Annotated in this window: 12 protein-coding genes and 2 pseudogenes; 7 read left to right on the forward strand and 7 right to left on the reverse strand. The window is 44.2% G+C overall.

The window, feature by feature from the left end:
- The 3 genes from D908_RS17855 to nagE all read right to left on the reverse strand — a co-directional run.
- A partial coding sequence (locus D908_RS17855) for a FimV/HubP family polar landmark protein (protein ID WP_005522247.1) occupies nt 1-3,133 on the reverse strand: 3,133 nt, incomplete at its 3' end.
- A 226-nt stretch (nt 3,134-3,359) separates the two neighbouring features.
- Nucleotides 3,360-5,030 carry a glutamine--tRNA ligase gene (gene glnS / locus D908_RS17850; RefSeq protein WP_001287122.1) on the reverse strand — a complete coding sequence of 557 codons (1,671 nt, stop codon included), beginning with the start codon at nt 5,028-5,030 and terminating at the stop codon, nt 3,360-3,362.
- Nucleotides 5,031-5,229: 199 nt separating this feature from the next.
- Nucleotides 5,230-6,840, reverse strand: a complete 1,611-nt coding sequence (gene nagE, locus D908_RS17845; protein ID WP_005522250.1) for an N-acetylglucosamine-specific PTS transporter subunit IIBC — start codon at nt 6,838-6,840, stop codon at nt 5,230-5,232.
- 482 nt (nt 6,841-7,322) lie between these two features.
- On the opposite strand from nagE, the gene nagA reads away from it, so the two are divergent.
- The 4 genes from nagA (at nt 7,323) to asnB (ending at nt 13,217) form a co-directional block, all read left to right on the forward strand.
- Nucleotides 7,323-8,459: an N-acetylglucosamine-6-phosphate deacetylase gene (gene nagA, locus D908_RS17840; RefSeq protein WP_005522252.1), complete on the forward strand. Its 1,137-nt coding sequence runs from the start codon at nt 7,323-7,325 to the stop codon at nt 8,457-8,459.
- A gap of 2 nt (nt 8,460-8,461) precedes the next feature.
- Complete coding sequence (nagC, locus tag D908_RS17835) at nt 8,462-9,676, forward strand: DNA-binding transcriptional regulator NagC (RefSeq protein WP_005522254.1); 1,215 nt, start codon at nt 8,462-8,464, stop codon at nt 9,674-9,676.
- A 94-nt stretch (nt 9,677-9,770) separates the two neighbouring features.
- Nucleotides 9,771-11,357: a cation:proton antiporter family protein gene (locus tag D908_RS17830; protein ID WP_005522256.1), complete on the forward strand. Its 1,587-nt coding sequence runs from the start codon at nt 9,771-9,773 to the stop codon at nt 11,355-11,357.
- A gap of 195 nt (nt 11,358-11,552) precedes the next feature.
- Nucleotides 11,553-13,217 (forward strand): asparagine synthase B, encoded by a 1,665-nt coding sequence (gene asnB / locus D908_RS17825; protein WP_000337018.1) that lies wholly within the window; start codon nt 11,553-11,555, stop codon nt 13,215-13,217.
- A 121-nt stretch (nt 13,218-13,338) separates the two neighbouring features.
- On the opposite strand, the gene rfaH is transcribed toward asnB, so the two are convergent.
- Nucleotides 13,339-13,836 carry a transcription/translation regulatory transformer protein RfaH gene (gene rfaH, locus D908_RS17820; RefSeq protein ID WP_005522260.1) on the reverse strand — a complete coding sequence of 166 codons (498 nt, stop codon included), beginning with the start codon at nt 13,834-13,836 and terminating at the stop codon, nt 13,339-13,341.
- Between the two features lie 505 nt (nt 13,837-14,341).
- Here rfaH and dtpA point away from each other — a divergent pair.
- The gene (gene dtpA, locus D908_RS17815; RefSeq protein ID WP_000067592.1) at nt 14,342-15,823 is read left to right on the forward strand and encodes a dipeptide/tripeptide permease DtpA; all 1,482 of its coding nucleotides are present in this window, start codon (nt 14,342-14,344) and stop codon (nt 15,821-15,823) included.
- Between the two features lie 52 nt (nt 15,824-15,875).
- Here the strand turns inward: dtpA and hemH are convergent, their stop codons facing one another.
- From hemH to htpG, 3 genes are all read right to left on the reverse strand, one after another.
- Complete coding sequence (gene hemH, locus D908_RS17810; RefSeq protein ID WP_005522263.1) at nt 15,876-16,844, reverse strand: ferrochelatase; 969 nt, start codon at nt 16,842-16,844, stop codon at nt 15,876-15,878.
- A 126-nt stretch (nt 16,845-16,970) separates the two neighbouring features.
- Nucleotides 16,971-17,615 carry an adenylate kinase gene (gene adk / locus D908_RS17805; RefSeq protein ID WP_001220225.1) on the reverse strand — a complete coding sequence of 215 codons (645 nt, stop codon included), beginning with the start codon at nt 17,613-17,615 and terminating at the stop codon, nt 16,971-16,973.
- 409 nt (nt 17,616-18,024) lie between these two features.
- Nucleotides 18,025-19,932: a molecular chaperone HtpG gene (gene htpG / locus D908_RS17800; RefSeq protein ID WP_005522265.1), complete on the reverse strand. Its 1,908-nt coding sequence runs from the start codon at nt 19,930-19,932 to the stop codon at nt 18,025-18,027.
- Between the two features lie 264 nt (nt 19,933-20,196).
- Here htpG and D908_RS23145 point away from each other — a divergent pair.
- Nucleotides 20,197-20,551 (forward strand): annotated as a pseudogene (locus tag D908_RS23145) (winged helix-turn-helix domain-containing protein); the annotation flags it as partial.
- Between the two features lie 137 nt (nt 20,552-20,688).
- Nucleotides 20,689-21,036, forward strand: a pseudogene (locus tag D908_RS23150) (transcriptional regulator); the annotation flags it as partial.
- Nucleotides 21,037-21,045: the final 9 nt, after the last annotated feature.

Consider the following 21,045-nt stretch of genomic DNA (forward strand, 5'->3'; position numbering starts at 1 on the left):
AAGCAGGCTCTTGCGCAGCATCCGCCAACGCATCTTCTTCAGTGAACTCCGGAAGATCTAACTCATCCAGTGCGACGAAATCGGCTTCATCAGTTTCAGGCTCGATACTCTGCTCAAGCTCAGACTCCGAAGCAGGCTCTTGCGCAGCATCGGCTAACGCATCTTCTTCCGTGCACTCGGGTAGCTCGAGTTCATCCAGCGCAACGAAGTCCTCTTCATCACTTTCAGGTTCGATATTCTGTTCAAGTTCAGATTCAGGAGCAGGCTCTTGCGCAGCATCGGCTAACGCATTTTCTTCCGTGTACTCGGGTAGCTCGAGCTCATCCAGCGCAACGAAGTCCTCTTCATTACTTTCAGGTTCGATACTATCTTCAAGAACCGATGTATCCGCAGTCAATTCATTTGCAAAATCAGCAAGCAAGTCATCATCTACTACACCGTCAGACTCTACTTGTAATCCATCTTCTTCAACTGCTTCTGCGGCAAGCGGCTCTGACTCAGGAGTCATCTCGGTATCGATCAATTGCTCCGCAGGTAAGGTGGGTTCAAGATTGGTTAACCCCCCCTCTTCTGCCACCTCTGGCTGTTCCAAATCATTGGTAGCCAATAACTCATTGTCGAGTTCTACACTTTCCTCACTGGCACTAGAGCTTTCATGTACCGGTTCGAAATCATTGGCTTGCGGTTCGAGTTCTGCCAATACCTCATCAGCTGTAATATCACTGGATGTTTCTGATAAAGCGAGTTCGTCATCACTGAGATCAACAGAGTTTTGGGATTTGCCTTCAGGCAAGCTGGCAGGTTGCTCGTCTTCCTCTTCGAACACCCAATCATTATCTTGAGGAACGCCAAACTCATTGGCTGGAAGCACGTTTTGTAACGGTGCTTCTTCCTCAACTTCCTCTGCGCTGCCTTCTATTTCAGGATTAAAATCAAAATCATCAGTTTGGGCAAAGGATTCTGTTTCATCCAGTTGAGGTTCCAGCAAGGGATCTTTCGCTGGTGCAGAGTTAAGTAAGTCGTCGATAAAGTTATCGCTATTAAACTCATCTTCAACAGACAGTTCTGGTTTTTCAGCCTGTTGCTCAATCTCAAGTAATTCATCGAAAAGTTCTGTGCCATCTTCAACACTGAGCTTTTCTGGTGCCACTGAAAATTCAGTTGCCTCAATAGATTCATCATCTAAATCAAGGTCATCAAGCAATTCGTCTAGCAGCTCTGTGCTATTTTGGTCAAGATCTAGGCTAGATAAGTCTTCAGTTGATACTGGTTCACCCAACACTTCATCAAGCAATTGAGTACTATTCTGATCTAAATCTGAAATGGGTTCTTCTGGTTGAGCAAGATTAGCGGTTTGAACATCTAACTCATCCGCTTCTGGGCTATCAAAATCTTCAAGTAGTTCGTCTAGCAACTCAGTGCTATCTTCACTCACTGGTGCATCTTGTTCAGCGAGTATTTCATCCAGTAACGCGGTTTCATCTATCGAATTGGCTTCAAGGTGTTCAAGATCAGCTTGCTCTTCAATGGATGCGAATAGATCATCCAAGTCTTGATCATCAGCTACACCAGCACCACTGAGATCGAACTCATCGTTACTTTCTGCACTTAGCGAATCCAGCTCATCATTGAGCAGAGTATCCAAGGTTTCTGCATCTTGAATAGCAGGCTCATCATCCAACGCATCCAGTTCACTGGCCAATAAATCATCCAGCAGTGACTGATCCACTTTACCGTCGCTAAGTAGTTCATTTTCTTCATCACCAGCCAACAGCGCTTCAATATCGTCCTCTGACATTTGATCTTCGTCAGCCAAGTCAAAGGAACTGAGTTCATCGGTATCCTCTTCCGTTGTGACGTCATCAAGAGCGCGCTCCATTTCCTCAAGGCCGAGCGCTTTATCATCACCATTGACTGAGATGCCGTTGGCACTTTCACCTAAAGTATCAAATTCAGTATCGAGATCGCCGTCATCATCAATACCAACAAACAGATCTTCACTGTCCTGCCCGTCGAGGTTGAAGTCGAGATCGGTTTCATTCAAATCAGCGAATACGTCATCATCATCTGAAAAAGCTTTATCAGCTTCGCTTTCATCTTTTTCGTCTGCGGTACTGAATAGATCATCATCCAGTAGCAGATCATCACCAATATCATCAGTCTGCTCAGGTCCTAAAGTAACAGGAGCCGCAGTTGCTGCTGGCATTTCAGCATTCAGATTAGACTGACTTGCCGTATCTTGTTGAGCGACAGAGCGACGGTTTAGTAGTAATAGCACCACGATCGCAATCAGTAACCCCGGAATAAGAGCTAATAATGCGACTAACCAACCGTTGGAGAGTAAATTATCCAATGCAGATGGTGCGAGTCGTTGTGCTTCTTCAGCTTTACGACGTTCTTCATCCAGTAACTTCTCGACTTCGCTACGGATGCGATTCTCGTCACCCAGCTCTTGTTTCAGCGTACTAACTTCGGATTGCACTTGAGATAGCATGACACGCAAGCGATGGTTCTTCTCTTCGAGAGCCATCATTTCTGTATCTGTAGCGCTGCTTGGTTTGCTTGTACTGCTTATTTCTGGAGCTGGTTTTGCTTCGACCTGTGGCTGCGGGGCTACATCTGGTTTTGTTTGAACAACCTCTTCCACTTTAGGCGTTGGCTTTGAGGCTGGTACGGGGCGCACTGGAGTCGGTTGTGTAGCCGGTGTTTGGTTTAGTTTTGCTTGATGAGCGGCCATGATGCTGACCGCTTCTTGATTACTGTTTCGGCTGATTTGCGCTAACGATGGGATTCGTAATGTACTACCAGGGATCAGAGTATGAATATTCTGGTTTTCAAACGCTTGTGGATTTAGTTGATAAATCGCCAACAAGGTTTGCTGTACAGTGACCGCCGGTGAGGGTCTTAGTTGAGTCGCGATCGACCACAAGGTTTGGTTCGCAGGCGTCGGACCAAAAAATTTTCCGGGCTCATTATTAGCTGCATTGCGGGCAATATTGTCACTGTATTGAGGCGTAGGTTGTACTTGGCCATTAGGACCAACAAGACGAATGCTTTCTGCACTGACGAAAGAAGTCTGAGTCACGACCATAACTGCGACTGGCAGTAGAAGTCGTTGGAAAAATCGACGCATAAAAGGCTCAGTATGTGCTTTAAATTTTGAAGTACGGAGATTTGTTAAATATATCGGATCCATCCGGCAAAACTATAGACTAGCTGGCAAAAAATGTGTCACGACCAGAATAATCGCAGGAATCTCACACAAATTTCAGCCCTAGCGTGAAGCAACCCCGCTTTCACGCCTCTAAAAACAAAGCCAGCACTACGGCTGGCTTTATCAGTAATGATCACTTTTCGACTTATTCTTCGTCGATTTTTGCCCAACTATCACGCAGGCCAACCGTACGGTTAAAGACCAAAGCTTGTGGTGTTGAATCTTTGTTATCCGCACAGAAATAGCCCATGCGCTCAAATTGATAACCAAATTCAGGTTGTGCAGCAACAAGGCTTGGTTCTACGTAACCTTGTACTTTCACCAATGATTCAGGGTTAATAGTTTCTGCAAAGTTATCTGCCGCACCTGGGTTTGGTACAGTAAACAGACGCTCGTAGAGACGGAATTCTGCTGGAACACCTTTTTCAGCTGATACCCAGTGAATCACTCCTTTCACTTTACGACCATCAGCTGGGTTTTTACCCAAAGTTTCAGGATCGTATGAGCAGAAAATAGTAGTGATATTGCCTTGCTCATCTTTCTCGATACGCTCAGCTTTCACTACATAAGCACCACGCAGGCGCACTTCTTTACCCAGAACAAGACGCTTATATTTCTTATTAGCTTCTTCACGGAAGTCTTCACGCTCAATCCAAAGCTCACGAGTGAATGGCACTTCACGCTCACCCATCTCTGGTTTATTTGGATGGTTAGCAATAGTTAGCGTTTCCATAGTATCCGCCGCGAAATTCTCAATCACGACTTTAACGGGATCCAATACGGCCATTGCGCGTGGTGCATTTTCATTCAGATCATCACGAATGCACGATTCAAGTGCACTGTACTCGATCATGTTCTCTTGCTTGGTCACACCAATACGCTTACAGAATTCGCGAATTGCACTTGGGGTAAAACCACGGCGACGTAGGCCAGAAATCGTTGGCATGCGTGGATCGTCCCAACCCGTTACCAATTTTTCGGTCACGAGTTGGTTCAACTTACGCTTAGACATCACGGTATATTCGAGATTTAAGCGGCTGAATTCGTACTGACGCGGGTGACATGGGATAGTGATGTTGTCCAATACCCAATCATACAAACGGCGGTTATCTTGGAACTCAAGAGTACAAATAGAGTGCGTAATATTCTCTAATGCGTCCGAGATACAATGGGTAAAGTCGTACATCGGGTAGATGCACCATTTGTCACCTGTTTGATGGTGCTCAGCAAAGCGTACACGGTACAGAACAGGATCGCGCATTACGATAAAAGACGATGCCATATCGATTTTTGCACGCAGGCAAGCTTTACCTTCTTCGAATTCACCCGCACGCATTTTTTCAAACAGTGCTAAGTTTTCTTCTACGCTACGATCGCGGTATGGGCTGTGTTTACCTGGCTCGGTCAATGTGCCTCGGTATTCACGAATTTGTTCAGGCGTCAGCTCATCTACATACGCCAGGCCTTTTTGAATCAGCTCAATAGCGTATTCATATAGCTTGTCAAAATAGTCTGATGAATAACAAACATCACCTGACCACTCGAAACCTAGCCAAGTCACATCTTTTTTGATTGACTCAACGTATTCGAGGTTTTCTTTTTCTGGGTTGGTATCATCAAAACGCAGATTACACTGCCCCTGATAATCCTGAGCAATACCAAAATTCAGACAGATTGATTTGGCGTGACCGATGTGCAGGTAACCATTCGGCTCCGGCGGGAAACGAGTATGCACGGTCGTGTGTTTACCATCCGCAAGATCTTTATCGATAATTTGGCGGATGAAGTTCGATGGACGAGCCTCAGCTTCACTCATCTATAGCACCTCAAAATTCATTTAGTATTGTCAGAAAGCGTTTCTGTATTTCACGCAGTAAAGGCTAGAAAACAGAAAATATTGCCGCTAATCATCCACAATTCTTTCGTTTGGCACAATAAAAAGTATGGATTTCTTGCGATTATTTCTATGGTTCGGTGGTTATATCGCCAGTTCTAAATAAGTAAAAAGCCTTCGCTTACGCGAAGGCTTCGATTATGGCTAGGGTTTGAGAACTATTGAGCAGTTTTACGCCAGATAGATCTTCTTTCGGGCTAATCGCTTTCATTTCGCCAGCCACGATTTCCGCTAGAGGGCCAAGGATAACTTGTAGGTTATTTTCACCCAGTTTCACTACACCTTTCGCACCCAGTTTCTTCAGAACAACTTCGTCAGCAACAGAGCGGTCTTTCAGAGTTAGACGTAGACGAGTGATACATGCATCGATAGAAGTCAGGTTCTCATGACCACCCAGAGCTTTCAGGTATTGGCGAGCCAAATCACCTTTAGCCGCTTCACCTGAATCAGTCTCAGTAGCTACATCTTCGTCTTCACGACCTGGTGATTTCAGGTTGAACGCACGGATAGCGAATGAGAAGGTGAAGAAGTATAGCGCAAAGAACGCTAGACCAATCACGAACAGAGTTACAGGTTTAGTTGCCAGACCCCAGTTCAGCAGGAAGTCGATTAGACCAGCAGAGAAACCGAAGCCATGCAGTGTGCCAAACATGTTAGCAACAACCAGTGACAGACCTGTGAACACAGCGTGTAGTGCATACAGAGCTGGTGCAAGGAATACGAACATGAACTCTAGAGGTTCTGTGATACCAGTTAGGAATGAACAGAATGCAACAGAGAACAGAGCACCACCAACTTGGCTACGACGCTCAGCAGGAGCCGCTAGGTACATAGCGAGTGCTGCACCTGGTAGACCGAACATCATCACAGGGAAGAAGCCGTTCATGAATACCCCAGCGCTCTTATCGCCACCGAAGAAACGATGTAGGTCGCCAGATTTAACGACTTCAGTAACTTCTTTAACCACTGCTGTGATTTCAGGAGTTACTGCATTCTTGAACGCAAAAGTATGCTCTTGACCAACAACTAGAGTTTTCGCTAGAGCAGGATCCACACACAGTTTTTCCAGAGCAGGCAGAGCTTGACCAGCAGCTTGAGCACCAGAAACTAGGATCTCTTGACATGTACCCATACCGAACCAGAAGTAAGAATTCAGAACATGGTGCAGACCAACAGGGATCAGCGCACGGTTCAGAGTACCGTAAACAAATTGGCCAAGAGAACCAGAAGTTGATACTGCGTGAGCCAGTGCATCAAGGCCACCTTGAATTGAAGGCCAAATCACACCAGAGATCGCGCCTGCAACCAAAGCAAACAAACCTGCCATGATTGGAACCAAACGCTTACCAGCAAAGAATGCTAGCCATTCTGGCAGACGAGTCATATGGAACGCGTTATATGCGTGGCCTGCGATGATACCTGCGAAGATACCGCCGAAGAATGACATGTTGATTGATGCATCAATCGTTTTAGCTGTTGCAGTCAGAACAAAATACGCTACAGCACCTGCTAGACCAGCAGCACCAGAGCCATCTTTTGACAGACCGATTGCAATACCTAAACCAAACAATAGTGGCAGTTGGCTGAAGATTGCATCGCCCGCTGCTGCCATGAATGGAATGCCTAATAGGTCAGGCTGACCCAAACGAAGTAAGAGCGCCGCTACAGGTAGCGTTGCGATAGGTAGCATCAATGCTTTACCTAACTTTTGCGCATATCCAAGAATATTCACCTTAAGTTCCCCCTATAGGATTTTTGTATATTATTGGGAGACTTTTTTTTAGCCGCCCAATTTAGTCCAGGTCAGTTTATGCCATTAATTTTGCTCCGCAAATTAAAACCTCATCATTTGTGATCGTAATCACCCGCACCTCCAAGAACGAAATGATTTTGCTAGCCAGATCATAAAACTTATTTTATGATGTAAAAAAACATCTTTTGAGCGTTAATATCACAGCGTTTGTTGGTCAGACAGCCGTCGTGTTACACTGTAGAACATAGCGTTTCTACCTTAACCCGTTAGGTTAAACACCTCGAAGAGTGGAATGGCCAAAAACTTATTTTTAGCCGCAGTTGCTGTGGCCTTTTGCACAAAAGATAATTCGCGACCTGATTGAAGTGAACCAGCTAAGTGAAACTACCCTACGCGTTGGTTGCAACCTTGTTGAGTCGCTAAAATGAATCTAAGAATATCGACAAGAGGATTAGCTGATTATGTATGCGCTAACTAACTGCAAAATCTATACAGGCAATGACGTGCTTGTGAAACACGCAGTCATCATCAACGGTGATAAAATTGAAACGGTTTGCCCAATCGAATCTTTACCGTCTGACATCAAAGTGGTAGACCTCAATGGCGCGAATCTCAGCCCAGGCTTTATCGACTTACAACTGAATGGTTGTGGTGGCGTGATGTTCAATGATGAAATCACAGCAAAAACCATCGATATCATGCACAAAGCCAATTTGAAATCGGGTTGTACTAGCTTCCTGCCAACTCTGATCACTTCATCTGATGAGAACATGCGCCAAGCTATTGCTGCCGCTCGCGAATATCAAAGCCAATACCCAAATCAATCACTAGGTCTGCATTTAGAGGGGCCATATCTCAATGTGATGAAAAAAGGGATTCACAGCGTAGATTTCATTCGTCCTTCGGATGACAGTATGATTGACACTATCTGTGCGAATAGTGATGTCATTGCTAAGGTAACGCTAGCACCGGAAAACAATAAACCTGAACATATTGAAAAACTGGTTCAAGCAGGCATCGTTGTGTCTATTGGCCACACTAACGCTACTTACGCAGAAGCGCGCCAAAGTTTCGAATCAGGTATCACTTTCGCAACGCATTTGTTCAATGCTATGACGCCAATGGTTGGCCGTGAACCTGGTGTGGTTGGCGCGATTTATGATACTCCAGATGTCTATGCGGGCATCATCGCAGATGGCTTCCATGTCGATTATGCGAACATCCGAATTGCTCACAAAATTAAGGGTGAAAAACTCGTATTAGTGACCGATGCCACAGCTCCTGCAGGCGCTGAAATGGATTACTTTATTTTTGTCGGTAAGAAAGTATATTACCGAGATGGCAAATGTGTTGATGAAAATGGCACACTTGGCGGTTCAGCCCTAACAATGATCGAAGCAGTTCAAAATACGGTTGAACATGTCGGTATCGCTTTAGACGAAGCTCTGCGAATGGCTACTCTATATCCAGCCAAAGCAATTGGTGTTGATGATAAATTAGGTCGTATCAAGAAAGGTATGATCGCCAACCTGACTGTTTTTGATCGAGACTTCAACGTTAAAGCGACGGTAGTTAACGGACAATACGAGCAGAATTAATAATGAATGGCGGACAAATTGGTAACGTAGATTTAGTTAAGCAGCTAAACAGTGCGGCGGTTTACCGCTTGATTGACCAGCAAGGGCCAATCAGTCGAATCCAAGTCGCCGATGTTAGCCAACTAGCACCCGCTAGTGTTACCAAAATTACCCGCCAACTGCTTGAACGCGGTTTGATCAAAGAAGTCGCTCAACAAGCGTCTACTGGCGGTCGGCGAGCCATCTCGCTGACCACAGAGGTCAAACCCTTCCACTCTATTGCGGTTAGAATTGGCCGTGATTACATCCAACTGAGTCTCTACGACTTAGGTGGCAACTCATTAGTGGATGAACATCACGAGTTTCACTACAACACTCAAGAAGTGTTGATGTCGAGCCTCATTAAGCAAATTCGTCTGTTTATTCAACAACACACCCCACTCATTGACCAATTAATTGCCATCGGTGTTGCCCTTCCAGGTCTAGTTAACCCAGAGACTGGCGTTGTTGAATACATGCCAAATGTTGCGATTAGCGAATTACCTCTCGGTGAAACTATCCGCGAAGAATTCCATGTTGAATGCTTCGTAGGTAACGACGTACGTGGCATTGCTCTCGCAGAGCATTACTTTGGTGCAAGCCAAGATTGCCAAGATTCGATCTTAGTCAGTGTCCACCGTGGTACTGGTGCAGGGATCATAGTTAACGGACAAGTGTTTCTAGGCTACAACCGTAACGTCGGTGAAATTGGTCATATTCAAATTGATCCACTCGGTGAGCAGTGCCAATGTGGAAACTTTGGTTGTTTAGAAACCGTAGCCACCAACCCAGCAATCATCTCAAGGGTAAAAAAGCTCATCGCTCAAGGGTATGAGTCTTCACTTTCTGGTCTCGACTCGATTACGATTGATGATGTTTGTGAGCATGCTAATGCAGGGGATGAGCTCGCCAAACAAGCTCTAGTACGTGTGGGAAATCAGCTAGGTAAAGCAATTGCAATCACCGTAAACTTATTCAACCCACAAAAGATTGTCATTGCGGGGCAAATTACCGCCGCTAAAGAAATTGTTTTTCCAGCGATTCAACGCAACGTAGAAAATCAATCATTGAAAACTTTCCATCAACAGTTACCTATCGTGGCCTCACAAGTCTATAAGCAACCCACCATGGGCGCGTTTGCCATGATCAAACGAGCGATGTTAAATGGGGTTCTGTTACAAAAATTGCTTGAAGACTAAGCATTTTATTTAAGTTTAAGCAACTGATTGACCTATAATGACGGTGGTATTTTGATACCACCGTTTTTTTATTATTAAATTAAGAACATAGCTCATGGATTTGATTCTTCTCTCTGCCGCATTTTTAGCAGGCTTTATCGCGCTAAAATGCCATTTGCCGCCACTGGTTGGTTTTTTGATTGCGGGTTTTGCACTAAACGCTTATGGATTTAGCAGCAACGACACCATCTCTCTGCTCGCTGATTTGGGTGTAACCCTGCTGTTGTTTACTATCGGCTTAAAGCTTGAAGTAAAAACCCTACTCGCCAAAGAGATCTGGGCGGGTTCCACTATACATAACATACTGTCTACTGCCCTATTTACTCTTTTATTACTCATTTTCAAGCAGTTGGGCCTTGATAGCCTTGCCGATCTGTCCTTTGATAAACTCATTCTGATCGGTTTTGCCCTTTCCTTCTCCAGTACTGTTTTTGCGGTTAAATCATTGCAAGAGAAAGGAGAAATGAATGCTACCTATGGCACCTTAGCCATCGGCATCCTGGTCATGCAGGATATTTTTGCCGTTGTTTTTCTAACAGCATCAACAGGAAAACTACCAGAGTGGTACGCCATCGGCTTATTTGTACTGCCTTTATTGCGCCCACTCTTTTATGAATTACTCGACTGGGTTGGCCACGGAGAAATGCTGGTGTTGTTTGGCATCTTCTTTGCACTGGTTGTTGGTGCTGGGTCATTCCAATTGGTTGGTATGAAGCCGGATCTCGGGGCACTTATCTTAGGTATGATGCTTGCTAGCCATCACAAGGCTTCAGAACTCTCCAAAGCATTATTTAATCTCAAGGAACTATTCTTAGTCTGCTTCTTCCTTAATATCGGACTCTCAGCGCAACCCACAACCACAGGGATTATGCTTGCCCTGTTATTACTGTTACTGCTACCAATTAAAGGCATCCTCTATTTCTGGGTGATCCATCAGTTCCATTTCCGTGTCCGTACGTCATTACTTACCTCACTATCATTATTTAACTTTAGCGAGTTTGGTCTGATCGTTGGTGGCCTCGCGTACAAAATGGGATGGATTAACGGTGATATTCTGGTCGCATTAGCTGTTTCTGTTCCTCTGTCATTTATTATCGCTGCTCCGATAGAGCGTAAAGGCCACGCCATTTACCAACGTTCAGCCAAATGGCTGAAAGAACAAGCAGCAGAATCGCTGCACACTCGTGATCGCCTGATTGATCCCGGTGAAGCTCAAGTACTGATTTTAGGTATGGGACGCATCGGCCGCGGAGCCTATGACGAATTGAGAGCACGTCATGGTGATATCTGTCTTGGCGTTGAAATTCGCGAAGATGCAGCCAATAACCATCGTGAAGAAGGGCGCAACGTGATCTCAGGTGATGCTACTGACCCGGACTTTTGGGAGCGTATTTTCGATACAGGTAAAGTAAAACTGGTGCTATTAGCGATGCCTCATCACCAAGCCAACCAGATCGCTCTTGAGCAATTACACAAGCGTAATTATCAAGGCCAGATTGCGGCTATTGCTGAGTATCCGGATCAGATTGATAGCCTGCTTGAGCATGGTGCTCACGCTGCATTCAACATATACAGTGAGGCGGGTACTGGTTTTGCTCGCCACGTGTGTGAGCAGCTAAAACCGAATTTTACTCGTCGCTAAAAAATAGGGCGAATTTCGCCCTATCGCTTCTTTTTTCGTCACTTTTTAAAATCCATTCACACAAATGCAAGTTAAAGTAGAAAAAATTTAATCAAATTCTTTTTGTTTAAAATAAAACACAAACAAGGGTTGAAGTTTTTAATCAGAATGGCAAATTAAGTCCAACAGATTAAAAAACATTTAAAAGGAATTCATATGTGCTCAATCTTTGGCATCTTAGACATTAAAACTGATGCAGCTACTTTAAGACCTGTAGCCCTCGAAATGTCGAAAAAGCTACGTCACCGCGGCCCTGACTGGTCAGGTATTTACGCGTCTGATAAAGCGATTTTGGCACATGAACGTCTAGCCATCGTTGGCCTGAACAGTGGTGCTCAACCACTTTACAGCCCAGATCGTAAACTCATCCTTGCGGTGAATGGTGAAATCTATAACCACAAAGAAATCCGTGAGCGTTACGAAGGTCAATATGAATTCCAAACCGATTCTGATTGCGAAGTCATCTTGGCTCTATATCGTGACAAAGGTGTTGATCTCCTTGAAGAATTGAACGGTATTTTTGCCTTCGTTCTGTACGATGAGGAAAAAGATCAATATCTCATTGGTCGTGATCATATCGGTATCATCCCTCTTTATCAGGGGCATGATGAACACGGCAACTTCTACGTCGCATCAGAAATGAAAGCACTTGTTCCTGTTTGCAAAACATTGAGTGAGTTTCCTCCAGGCAGCTACTTTAGCTCAAAAGATCAATCACCGACACGTTACTACGTACGTGATTGGAACAGTTATGATGAAGTTAAAGACAACGTCAGCAGCAAAGAAGAGCTCACACAAGCTTTGGAAGCCGCGGTAAAACGCCAACTCATGACCGACGTACCTTATGGTGTGCTTCTTTCTGGTGGTTTGGATTCTTCGATTACATCAGCTATTGCAAAGCGCTTCGCAGCAATGCGTATTGAAGATGATGAGAAAACGGCGGCTTGGTGGCCACAACTGCACTCTTTCGCCATTGGCTTAGAAGGTGCACCCGATTTGAAAGCGGCTCGTGAAGTAGCAGGAAAAATCGGTACGGTTCACCATGAGATGACCTACACAATCCAAGAAGGACTCGATGCCATTCGTGATGTGATCTACCACATTGAAACTTATGATGTGACGACTATCCGTGCATCAACGCCAATGTTCTTGATGGGGCGAAAAATTAAAGCCATGGGCATCAAGATGGTACTATCTGGCGAAGGAGCTGACGAAATTTTCGGTGGCTACCTCTACTTCCATAAAGCACCAAACGCCCAAGAGTTTCACGAAGAAACCGTTCGTAAACTACTGGCACTAAACTTATTTGACTGTGCTCGAGCCAACAAATCACTCGCAGCATGGGGCGTTGAAGGCCGAGTTCCTTTCCTTGATAAAGAGTTTATCGATGTTGCGATGCGCCTCAACCCTGCAGATAAAATGTGTGGCAACGGCAAGATGGAAAAACACATCCTGCGTGAATGTTTTGAACACTATCTTCCAGAATCCATCGCATGGCGCCAAAAAGAGCAGTTCTCTGACGGCGTAGGCTATGGCTGGATTGATACACTAAAAGCAACAGCAGAGGCAAAAATCAGCGATCAACAGATGGAAACGGCCAAATTCCGCTTCCCGTACAACACACCGACGACTAAAGAAGGCTATGTGTATCGTGAAATTTTTGAAGAGCTGTTCCCACTAGAATCTGCGGCGCGTTGTGTACCTGGAGGTCCTTCTGTTGCGTGTTCTTCCGCTAAAGCGATAGAGTGGGATGAATCCTTTAAAAACTGTATTGATCCATCTGGTCGTGCAGTAAAAGCAGTTCACAAACAAGCTTACTAAACGCTTGAGTAATATCGGCAACCAATAAAAGCAAAAGCCAGAGTTTATGCCTCTGGCTTTTTCATATCGATATGTTTGCCATTCTTATGATTGGAAAATGACTTGGGCAAGTGACTCAGTTTTAAGTAATTTCCCAATCTGTATTTTCAATACTCATCGGTACTTGCTGGCTGATCATTTTAACCAGCATGATTGAGCGAGTATCACCATCAGGCTCTTGATAGATCGCTTCAACTCCAGCGAACTGCCCTCTTGCGACACGAACCGTTTGCCCTTTTTCCGGTAATTGTCTTGCAGACCCTTTCAGTTGCTCACAATCCAGTTGCTTCAATTGATAGATTAAGTCGCCTTGTAATTCCCGCGGGTGTGGCCCTAATCGGACAAAATCCACAACCCCACGCGTTGAACGCACCGTAGTAAAAGAGGGACCCTCTTCAAAGTCAAAGCGAACAAACATATAAGACGGGAAAAGTGGCTCCTGAACCATTTGCCGCTTTCCTCGTAGAATTTTTTCAACGCATACTTCCGGATAGAAGCACTCAACATCCTGGTTTTCTAAATGCATCTTCGCGCGCTGCTGCTCGCCACGTTTACAATAAAGTAAATACCAACGTTTCATTTTTTCTTATTTCGCCAACTTTTTTTGGCATGCTACCACACCCCATCTGCAAAGATGAAATCTCTCTTAAATTCCATATCAATAATTCAGCCTTAGTGCTCGTAAATAATTCTGCTTAATGTGTGATGTTTTTCATCTACAAACGCTCGGCTATTTACCTTCATAAAAAACAATATTGTCAAATTAATCATACATATAAATTTACAATTCAAAACTGTGTAGATTGTTTAGGTGACTTTCATGGCAAGTATTTTTTATGAAAAATTAGTTTTCGCACAGTAAATCACAGATACATTTTGCGAAGTTTTTTTACTTTTCATTAAGTTACATTCACTTACAACCAACAGAGCCTTAAGCCTTCTATTGATATGCATTTATTTTGAATGTATAGGTATCAGCCGAATAAAAATCTCTCATGGATGAGTTGAATAAAAATAATGTTTGACGGTTGATTTCTGAACAACAGATTTCACCATTTGCACTGCACAATGATACAGGAATGCTTATGTCCAACCTTAATATTTTTAAACAACCGAACGCCTTCTATTTGATCTTTTCTATCGAATTTTGGGAGCGATTTGGCTTCTATGGCATGCAAGCCATCCTAACCGTCTACATGGTTAAAATCATGGGAATGGATGAGTCCGCGTCCTTCGTTCTTTTCGGTGCTTTCTCTGCTTTAGTTTACGGATTTGTCGCAATCGGTGGTTGGATCGGCGATAAAGTAATTGGCACCAAGCGAGCTATCACTCTTGGTGCCATCGTCATGATGGTGGGTTATGTCCTACTAGGGCTCTCAACAGCAAAACATCCACTTGTGGGCCCTACCTTGATTTACGTTGCTATGGGTTTCATTACTGTTGGTAATGGTTTATTTAAGGCCAACCCTTCAAGCCTTCTCGCTAAAATCTATCCTGAAAATGATCCACGTTTAGATGGTGCTTTCACCATGTACTATATGGCGATCAATTTAGGTTCCTTCTTCTCAATGATCATCACTCCACTAGTGGCAGTAAAAATGGGCTATGGTATGGCATTTGGTGTAAGTGCTGTTGGCCTTGCCATCACCGTTGTGAACTTCCTTTTCTGTTTACGCATGTTAAAAGGTACTGGTTCTCCAGCCGATCTTGCTCCAGTCAATAAAATGTATCTGGTTCTTGTGGCAGTAGGCTCAATCATTGCCAGTTTTGTTTGTAGCTATCTATTACAGAACCTCACCTTAGCACATGGCATTCTGGTGGTTGCAGGCCTCTTTATTCTGGGTTGCTATTTCAAAGAAGCGTTCAGCATGTCAGGCATCGAACGTGCCAAAATGTTAGTCGCCTTTATTTTAATGCTGCAAGGCGTGGTGTTCTTTGTGCTCTATTTCCAAATGCCGACGTCACTGAACTTTTTCGCCATCAATAACGTTGAGCACCATATCTTGGGGTTTGAAGTGGCTCCCGAGCAATTTCAGGCACTCAATCCATTCTGGATTATGATTGCCAGCCCAATTCTTGCCGCTACTTACGGAAAATTAGGCGATAAGTTGGCAATGCCTTTCAAATTCGCTTTTGGTATGGCGTTATGTGCTCTCTCTTTCTTGGTGTTGAGTTGGGGTACTTTGTTTGCTAATGAGCAAGGAATTATTAGCTCAAACTGGCTTATCGCCAGCTACGCTTTCCAATCTATCGGGGAACTTTTGGTTTCAGGCTTAGGCTTAGCTATGGTGGCTCAGTTAGTACCACAGCGTATGATGGGTTTTGCGATGGGAATGTGGTTCCTTACATCTGCTTCTGCCGCTGTCATTGCAGGTTGGGTGGCTAGTTTAACCTCAACTCCAGCTAACGTTTCTGGTGCGACTGAATCTCTACTCATCTATGGTGACGTATTTGCTCAAATCGGTTATGTCACCACCGGAATTGCTGTCGTAACCTTTATGATCGCGCCTAAGCTGACTCGAATCTGCCGCGGTGAATCAGAACAGCTAGAATTAGCAGCTCAATAGAACTCTCCAACAAAAACAGCGCCTAATTAGGCGCTGTTTTTGTTTCCTCAGCTCATAAGGCTTGATAAGGCTTAATCAACTCAGCCATTAAAGCAATATGGCTTTGGCTGTCATTCAAACATGGTATGTAGTGAAAATTCTCTCCACCACTATGCAAGAAGATTTCTTGGTTCTGCTCTGCAATCTCTTCTAGAGTCTCTAAACAATCCACTGAAAATGCAGGGCAAATGACATCCAGTTTTTTCACACCTTTGCTCGGCAACACTTCCATGGTTTTATCAGTATAGGGTTGCAGCCACTCTTCCTTGCCAAACTGAGACTGGTAACTCATTACCACTCTCTCTGCGGGTAACCCAAGTGCTTCAGCAAGCAATTGAGTTGTTCTTTGGCAATGCTCAGGATAAATATCACCATTTTGCGCATAGCGCTTTGGAATACCGTGGTAAGAGCAAAGCAGCATATCGCCCTGTCCATACTTCTGCCATGAAGCTCGAACACTCTCTGCCAGAGCTTCGATATACAGTGGGTGATCGTGGTAATCACGAATGAAATGCAGCTCTGGCACTACAGGTAATCGGTTAAATGCCTTTGCTAATCCGTCAAACACCGCAGCAGTCGTGGTTGCAGAATATTGAGGATACAGTGGCAACACGACAATTTGCTCAACACCTTGTTGCTGCAGTTTTCTAACACCATCAAGCAAGCTAGGTTCACCATAGGTCATGCCAAGTTCAACAGGCAATTGAGTGAGCTCAGCAAGCTTTTCTCGTTGACGAAGAGAGTAAACCATAAGTGGTGAGCCTTCTTCCAACCAGATGGATTGATACAGTTTGGCGACTTTAGGTGAGCGTGTTGGCAAAATAATGCAATGCAGTAAAGGACACCACTTCCAACGACTCATATCGACCACTCGCTGGTCGTGAAGAAATTGGCTTAAAAAAGCTTTTACCGCTTGAGGTGTTGGCGCTTCTGGCGTCCCTAAATTGGCAAGCAAAATGCCAAGTCTTTTATGATTATTCATGGCTTCCTTCAAAATGCATTGTCTAAAACGTTATTACGTATGTTTCTGGCAAAAAGTTTATAAAAAAAAGCGGCTCTACTGCCGCTTTATTTCACCTATCAATGCAATCAGAATATCTGGATGCGATTACGCCAATGCTTTAGCGATGTCTGCACTGACTTCGCTTACTTGCTTAGTACCATCAAACTTCAGATATTGTGTTTTGCCTGCTGCAGCTTCTTTACCGTAGTACTCGATCAGCGGAGCAGTTTGGGTGTGATAAACATTTAGACGAGCACGTACCGTCTCTTCTTTGTCATCTTCACGGATCACTAGCTCTTCACCAGTGACATCGTCTTTACCTTCAACTTTAGGCGGATTGTAAACCACATGGTAAGTACGACCAGAAGGCAGGTGAGCACGACGACCCGCCATACGTTCAACAATCACGTCATCCGCAACGTCAAACTCAATTACATAATCAACATTGATACCCATTTCTTTCAGGCCATCAGCTTGTGGAATAGTGCGAGGGAAACCATCTAGCAGGAAACCTTTCTCACAATCCGCTTGAGCAATACGCTCTTTGATCAGACCTAAAATAATGTCATCAGATACCAATTGTCCTGCATCGATCACGGCTTTTGCTTGCTTACCGAGCTCAGTGCCCGCTTTGATGGCTGCACGTAGCATGTCACCGGTAGAAATTTGTGGAATACCAAATTTTTCCATGATGAATTGAGCTTGTGTGCCTTTACCTGCACCCGGAGCACCGAGAAGAATGATGCGCATGTTTTATCCTCATACTAATTGATTTTTATACCGAAGCTCACAGCGCTTGCAAAAACTCACGGTAAGTTTCGGTATAACAGACAGAACAGCCCGCGAAGCGAACTGGCGTGCAAAAATACACGCGTTAATGACCACATTCAAGTGCTGCATTCTATCACAGAAATCGTTTGGCATACCGCACTAAGACTAAAGAATGTGATTGTAGGAAAACAAGTGCGCTGGCGGGCTACATCCAAACTGATTACTCTACTTTTATAAACAAATCTCTGAATTCTCTGAACATGATTAAACGTTGTGCTTGAGGTAAGCGAACATGCGCAACGCAGTTATCTCCAGTTAAAAAATCTTATTACGCCCAATAAAAAGCCCGCCGAAGCGGGCTTAGTGATTTAGTAGAATCGACAAAAGTCTATTGTGCTGGTGTTAACAATTGGTTCACCGCACTCAAGAATTGTGACGGATCTTCCATTGAACCACGCTCAGCGAGCATAGCTTGGCCCAACAACACTTCAACCCAACGGCCAAAGGTTTGCTCATCGGCTTCATCGGCCATGCGTTTAACCAGAGCATGTTCTGGGTTGATCTCGAGGATGTATTTCACCTCTGGCACCGGTTGTCCAGCTGCTGCTAGCAACTTAGCCATTTGAGTACCCATTTCATAGTCGTCAGTAACCACAACCGCAGGTGTGTTAGCCAGTTTGAAGGTGGTACGCACCTCTTTCACTCGGCTACCGAGGTATTCTTTCACACGTTCAACGACAGACTTGAATTGCTCTTCAGTTTCTTTGTGTTTCTCTTTTTCGGTTTCATCTTCGAATTGGCTGAGATCAAGCCCTGCTTTAGTGATGGATTGGAATGTCTTGCCATCAAATTCTGTCAGGTAGTTCATTAACCACTCATCGATGCGATCAAACATCAGAATGACTTCAATACCTTTGGACTTGAATTGCTCTAAGTGAGGGCTGTTTTTCGCAGCGGTATAGCTATCAGCAGTCAGGTAGTAAATCTTATCCTGCCCTTCTTTCATGCGTTCGATGTAAGAAGCAAGGCTGATCGCCTGCTCTGCTGAATCCACATGAGTAGATGCAAAACGCAGCAAGCTAGCAATTTTTTCACGGTTAGCGAAATCTTCAGCAGGACCTTCCTTCATTACCAAGCCAAATTCTTTCCAGAATTTTTGGTAGTTTTCAGCATCATTGCTTGCCATACGCTCAAGCATAGTGAGTACGCGCTTAGTACAAGCTTGGCGTAATGACTGAGTGATCTTGTTATCTTGCAGAATTTCACGTGACACGTTCAGTGGCAGATCGTTAGAGTCAATCAAACCACGCACAAAACGTAGGTATGACGGCATAAACTGAGCCGCATCATCCATAATGAACACGCGCTGCACATAGAGCTTCAAACCATGTTTATGTTCACGGTTAAACAGATCCCAAGGCGCTTTAGAAGGGATATACAACAAGCTCGTGTAATCGTTCTTACCTTCTACCTTGTTGTGGCTCCAAACCAGTGGGTCAGCAAAATCGTGCGATACATGTTTGTAGAACTCTTTGTACTCTTCTTCGGAAACCTCAGATTTAGCACGAGTCCACAATGCTTGAGCCTTGTTGATTTGCTCCCACTTCATCTCTTCAGTGGCTTTGCCTTCTTCATCAAGCTCTGCAGTTTGAATATAAACAGGAATACCGATGTGATCAGAGTATTTGGAGACCACATCTCTTAGACGCCATTCAGATAGGAACTCTTTCCCCTCTTCACGAAGATGTAAAATGATATCCGTTCCACGAGACTCTTTATTGATAGTTTCGAGGGTATACTCACCTTCTCCTTTTGAATACCACTGAACGGCGTCAGAAGGAGCTGAGCCTGCAGCACGGGTACGAACGGTCACCGCATCCGCCACGATAAACGCCGAGTAGAAACCCACACCAAATTGGCCAATCAATTGCGAGCTTTTGGACTGCTCTTGGGAAAGTTTTGAGAAAAACTCAGCGGTGCCAGATTTAGCGATAGTACCAAGATTCTCGATAACATCTTCACGGCTCATACCAATACCGTTATCCGAGATGGTCAGAGTGTTGTTCTCTTGATCAAACGAGAGTTTTACCCCTAATTCAGCATCTCCCTGATAGAGATCAGGATTAGAAAGCGCTTGAAAACGCAACTTATCAGCGGCATCAGATGCATTCGAAATCAACTCACGCAGAAAAATTTCTTTGTTGGAATACAAAGAGTGAATCATCAGGTGCAGCAGTTGTTTAACTTCAGATTGAAAACCACGAGTTTCTTTATTGGTGGTCGCTGTTTCGCTCATAATCGCTCCGTTTGCTTCTGTTTCAAACTATTGTTCCATCGAGATTCAATGGAATTACCTTGATGTGCAAGTGAGATATGGACAAAAAATGTAAATTCAAGGTCAAAAGTCATAAAAACACTGTTTTTTGATCAAGATTGGATTATTCTAACCCGATATTTTTATCAAAGAAGATAAAAAAGCCAGTAAAGTCTTAGCGTTGTGACAGGGAAATGCTGGGTTATCAGATGTTCATACTAGGACACAACTCAAAAGAAGATATCGATGAGTAATATTGGTACTAAATTCATTCTTGCTGAAAGATTTACCTTTGATCCCTTAAGCAATTCCCTGATTGATAAGGAAACTCCTGAAGAGATCATCCGATTAGGCAGTAACGAAAGTCGAATTCTTTGGCTGCTTGCTCAGCGTCCAAATGAGGTGGTTTCTCGCAACGATTTGCATGACTTTGTATGGCGAGAGCAAGGTTTTGAAGTTGATGACTCGAGCTTAACGCAAGCAATTTCTACATTGCGCAAAATGCTTAAAGATTCGACAAAATCACCACAATACGTCAAAACCGTACCTAAACGTGGTTATCAACTGATCACCCGAGTTGAAACGGTAGAAGAAGAGATTCAAAACGACATGGATGAGGTAACTCATCAGGAAGCTGGAATCGATTTTTCCGAATCAACCAATTCGACGTCTTCATCCAACCTCGGGCAGACAAAAGCGACGTCTCAGAAAGTCACCAGTAAAGCGACTCATAGCTGGGGGACTCGGCTGATTTTGTTGATCGCGATGTTGATTCCGTTAGCGGTGCTGTTACTAACCAATCCAAGTGAATCCAAATTCAAACCGCTGACTGTTGTTGATGATGTAGCCGTCAATATGCCTATTAATCATCCCGATCTATCAAACTGGTTACCCTCTATAGAGCTGTGTGTAAAGAAATACAATGAAAAACACACTGGTGGGCTGAAACCCGTTGAAGTGATTGCGACTGGCGGACAAAACAATCAATTGACGCTGAATTACATTCACAGCCCTGAAGTCTCAGGTGAAAACATAACCTTACGCATTGTGGCCAACCCCACTGATGCAGTCAAAGTGTGTGAATAGGATTTTTCT

The sequence above is a fragment of the Vibrio mimicus CAIM 602 genome, from assembly GCF_000338875.1.
GTDB lineage: Bacteria > Pseudomonadota > Gammaproteobacteria > Enterobacterales > Vibrionaceae > Vibrio > Vibrio mimicus.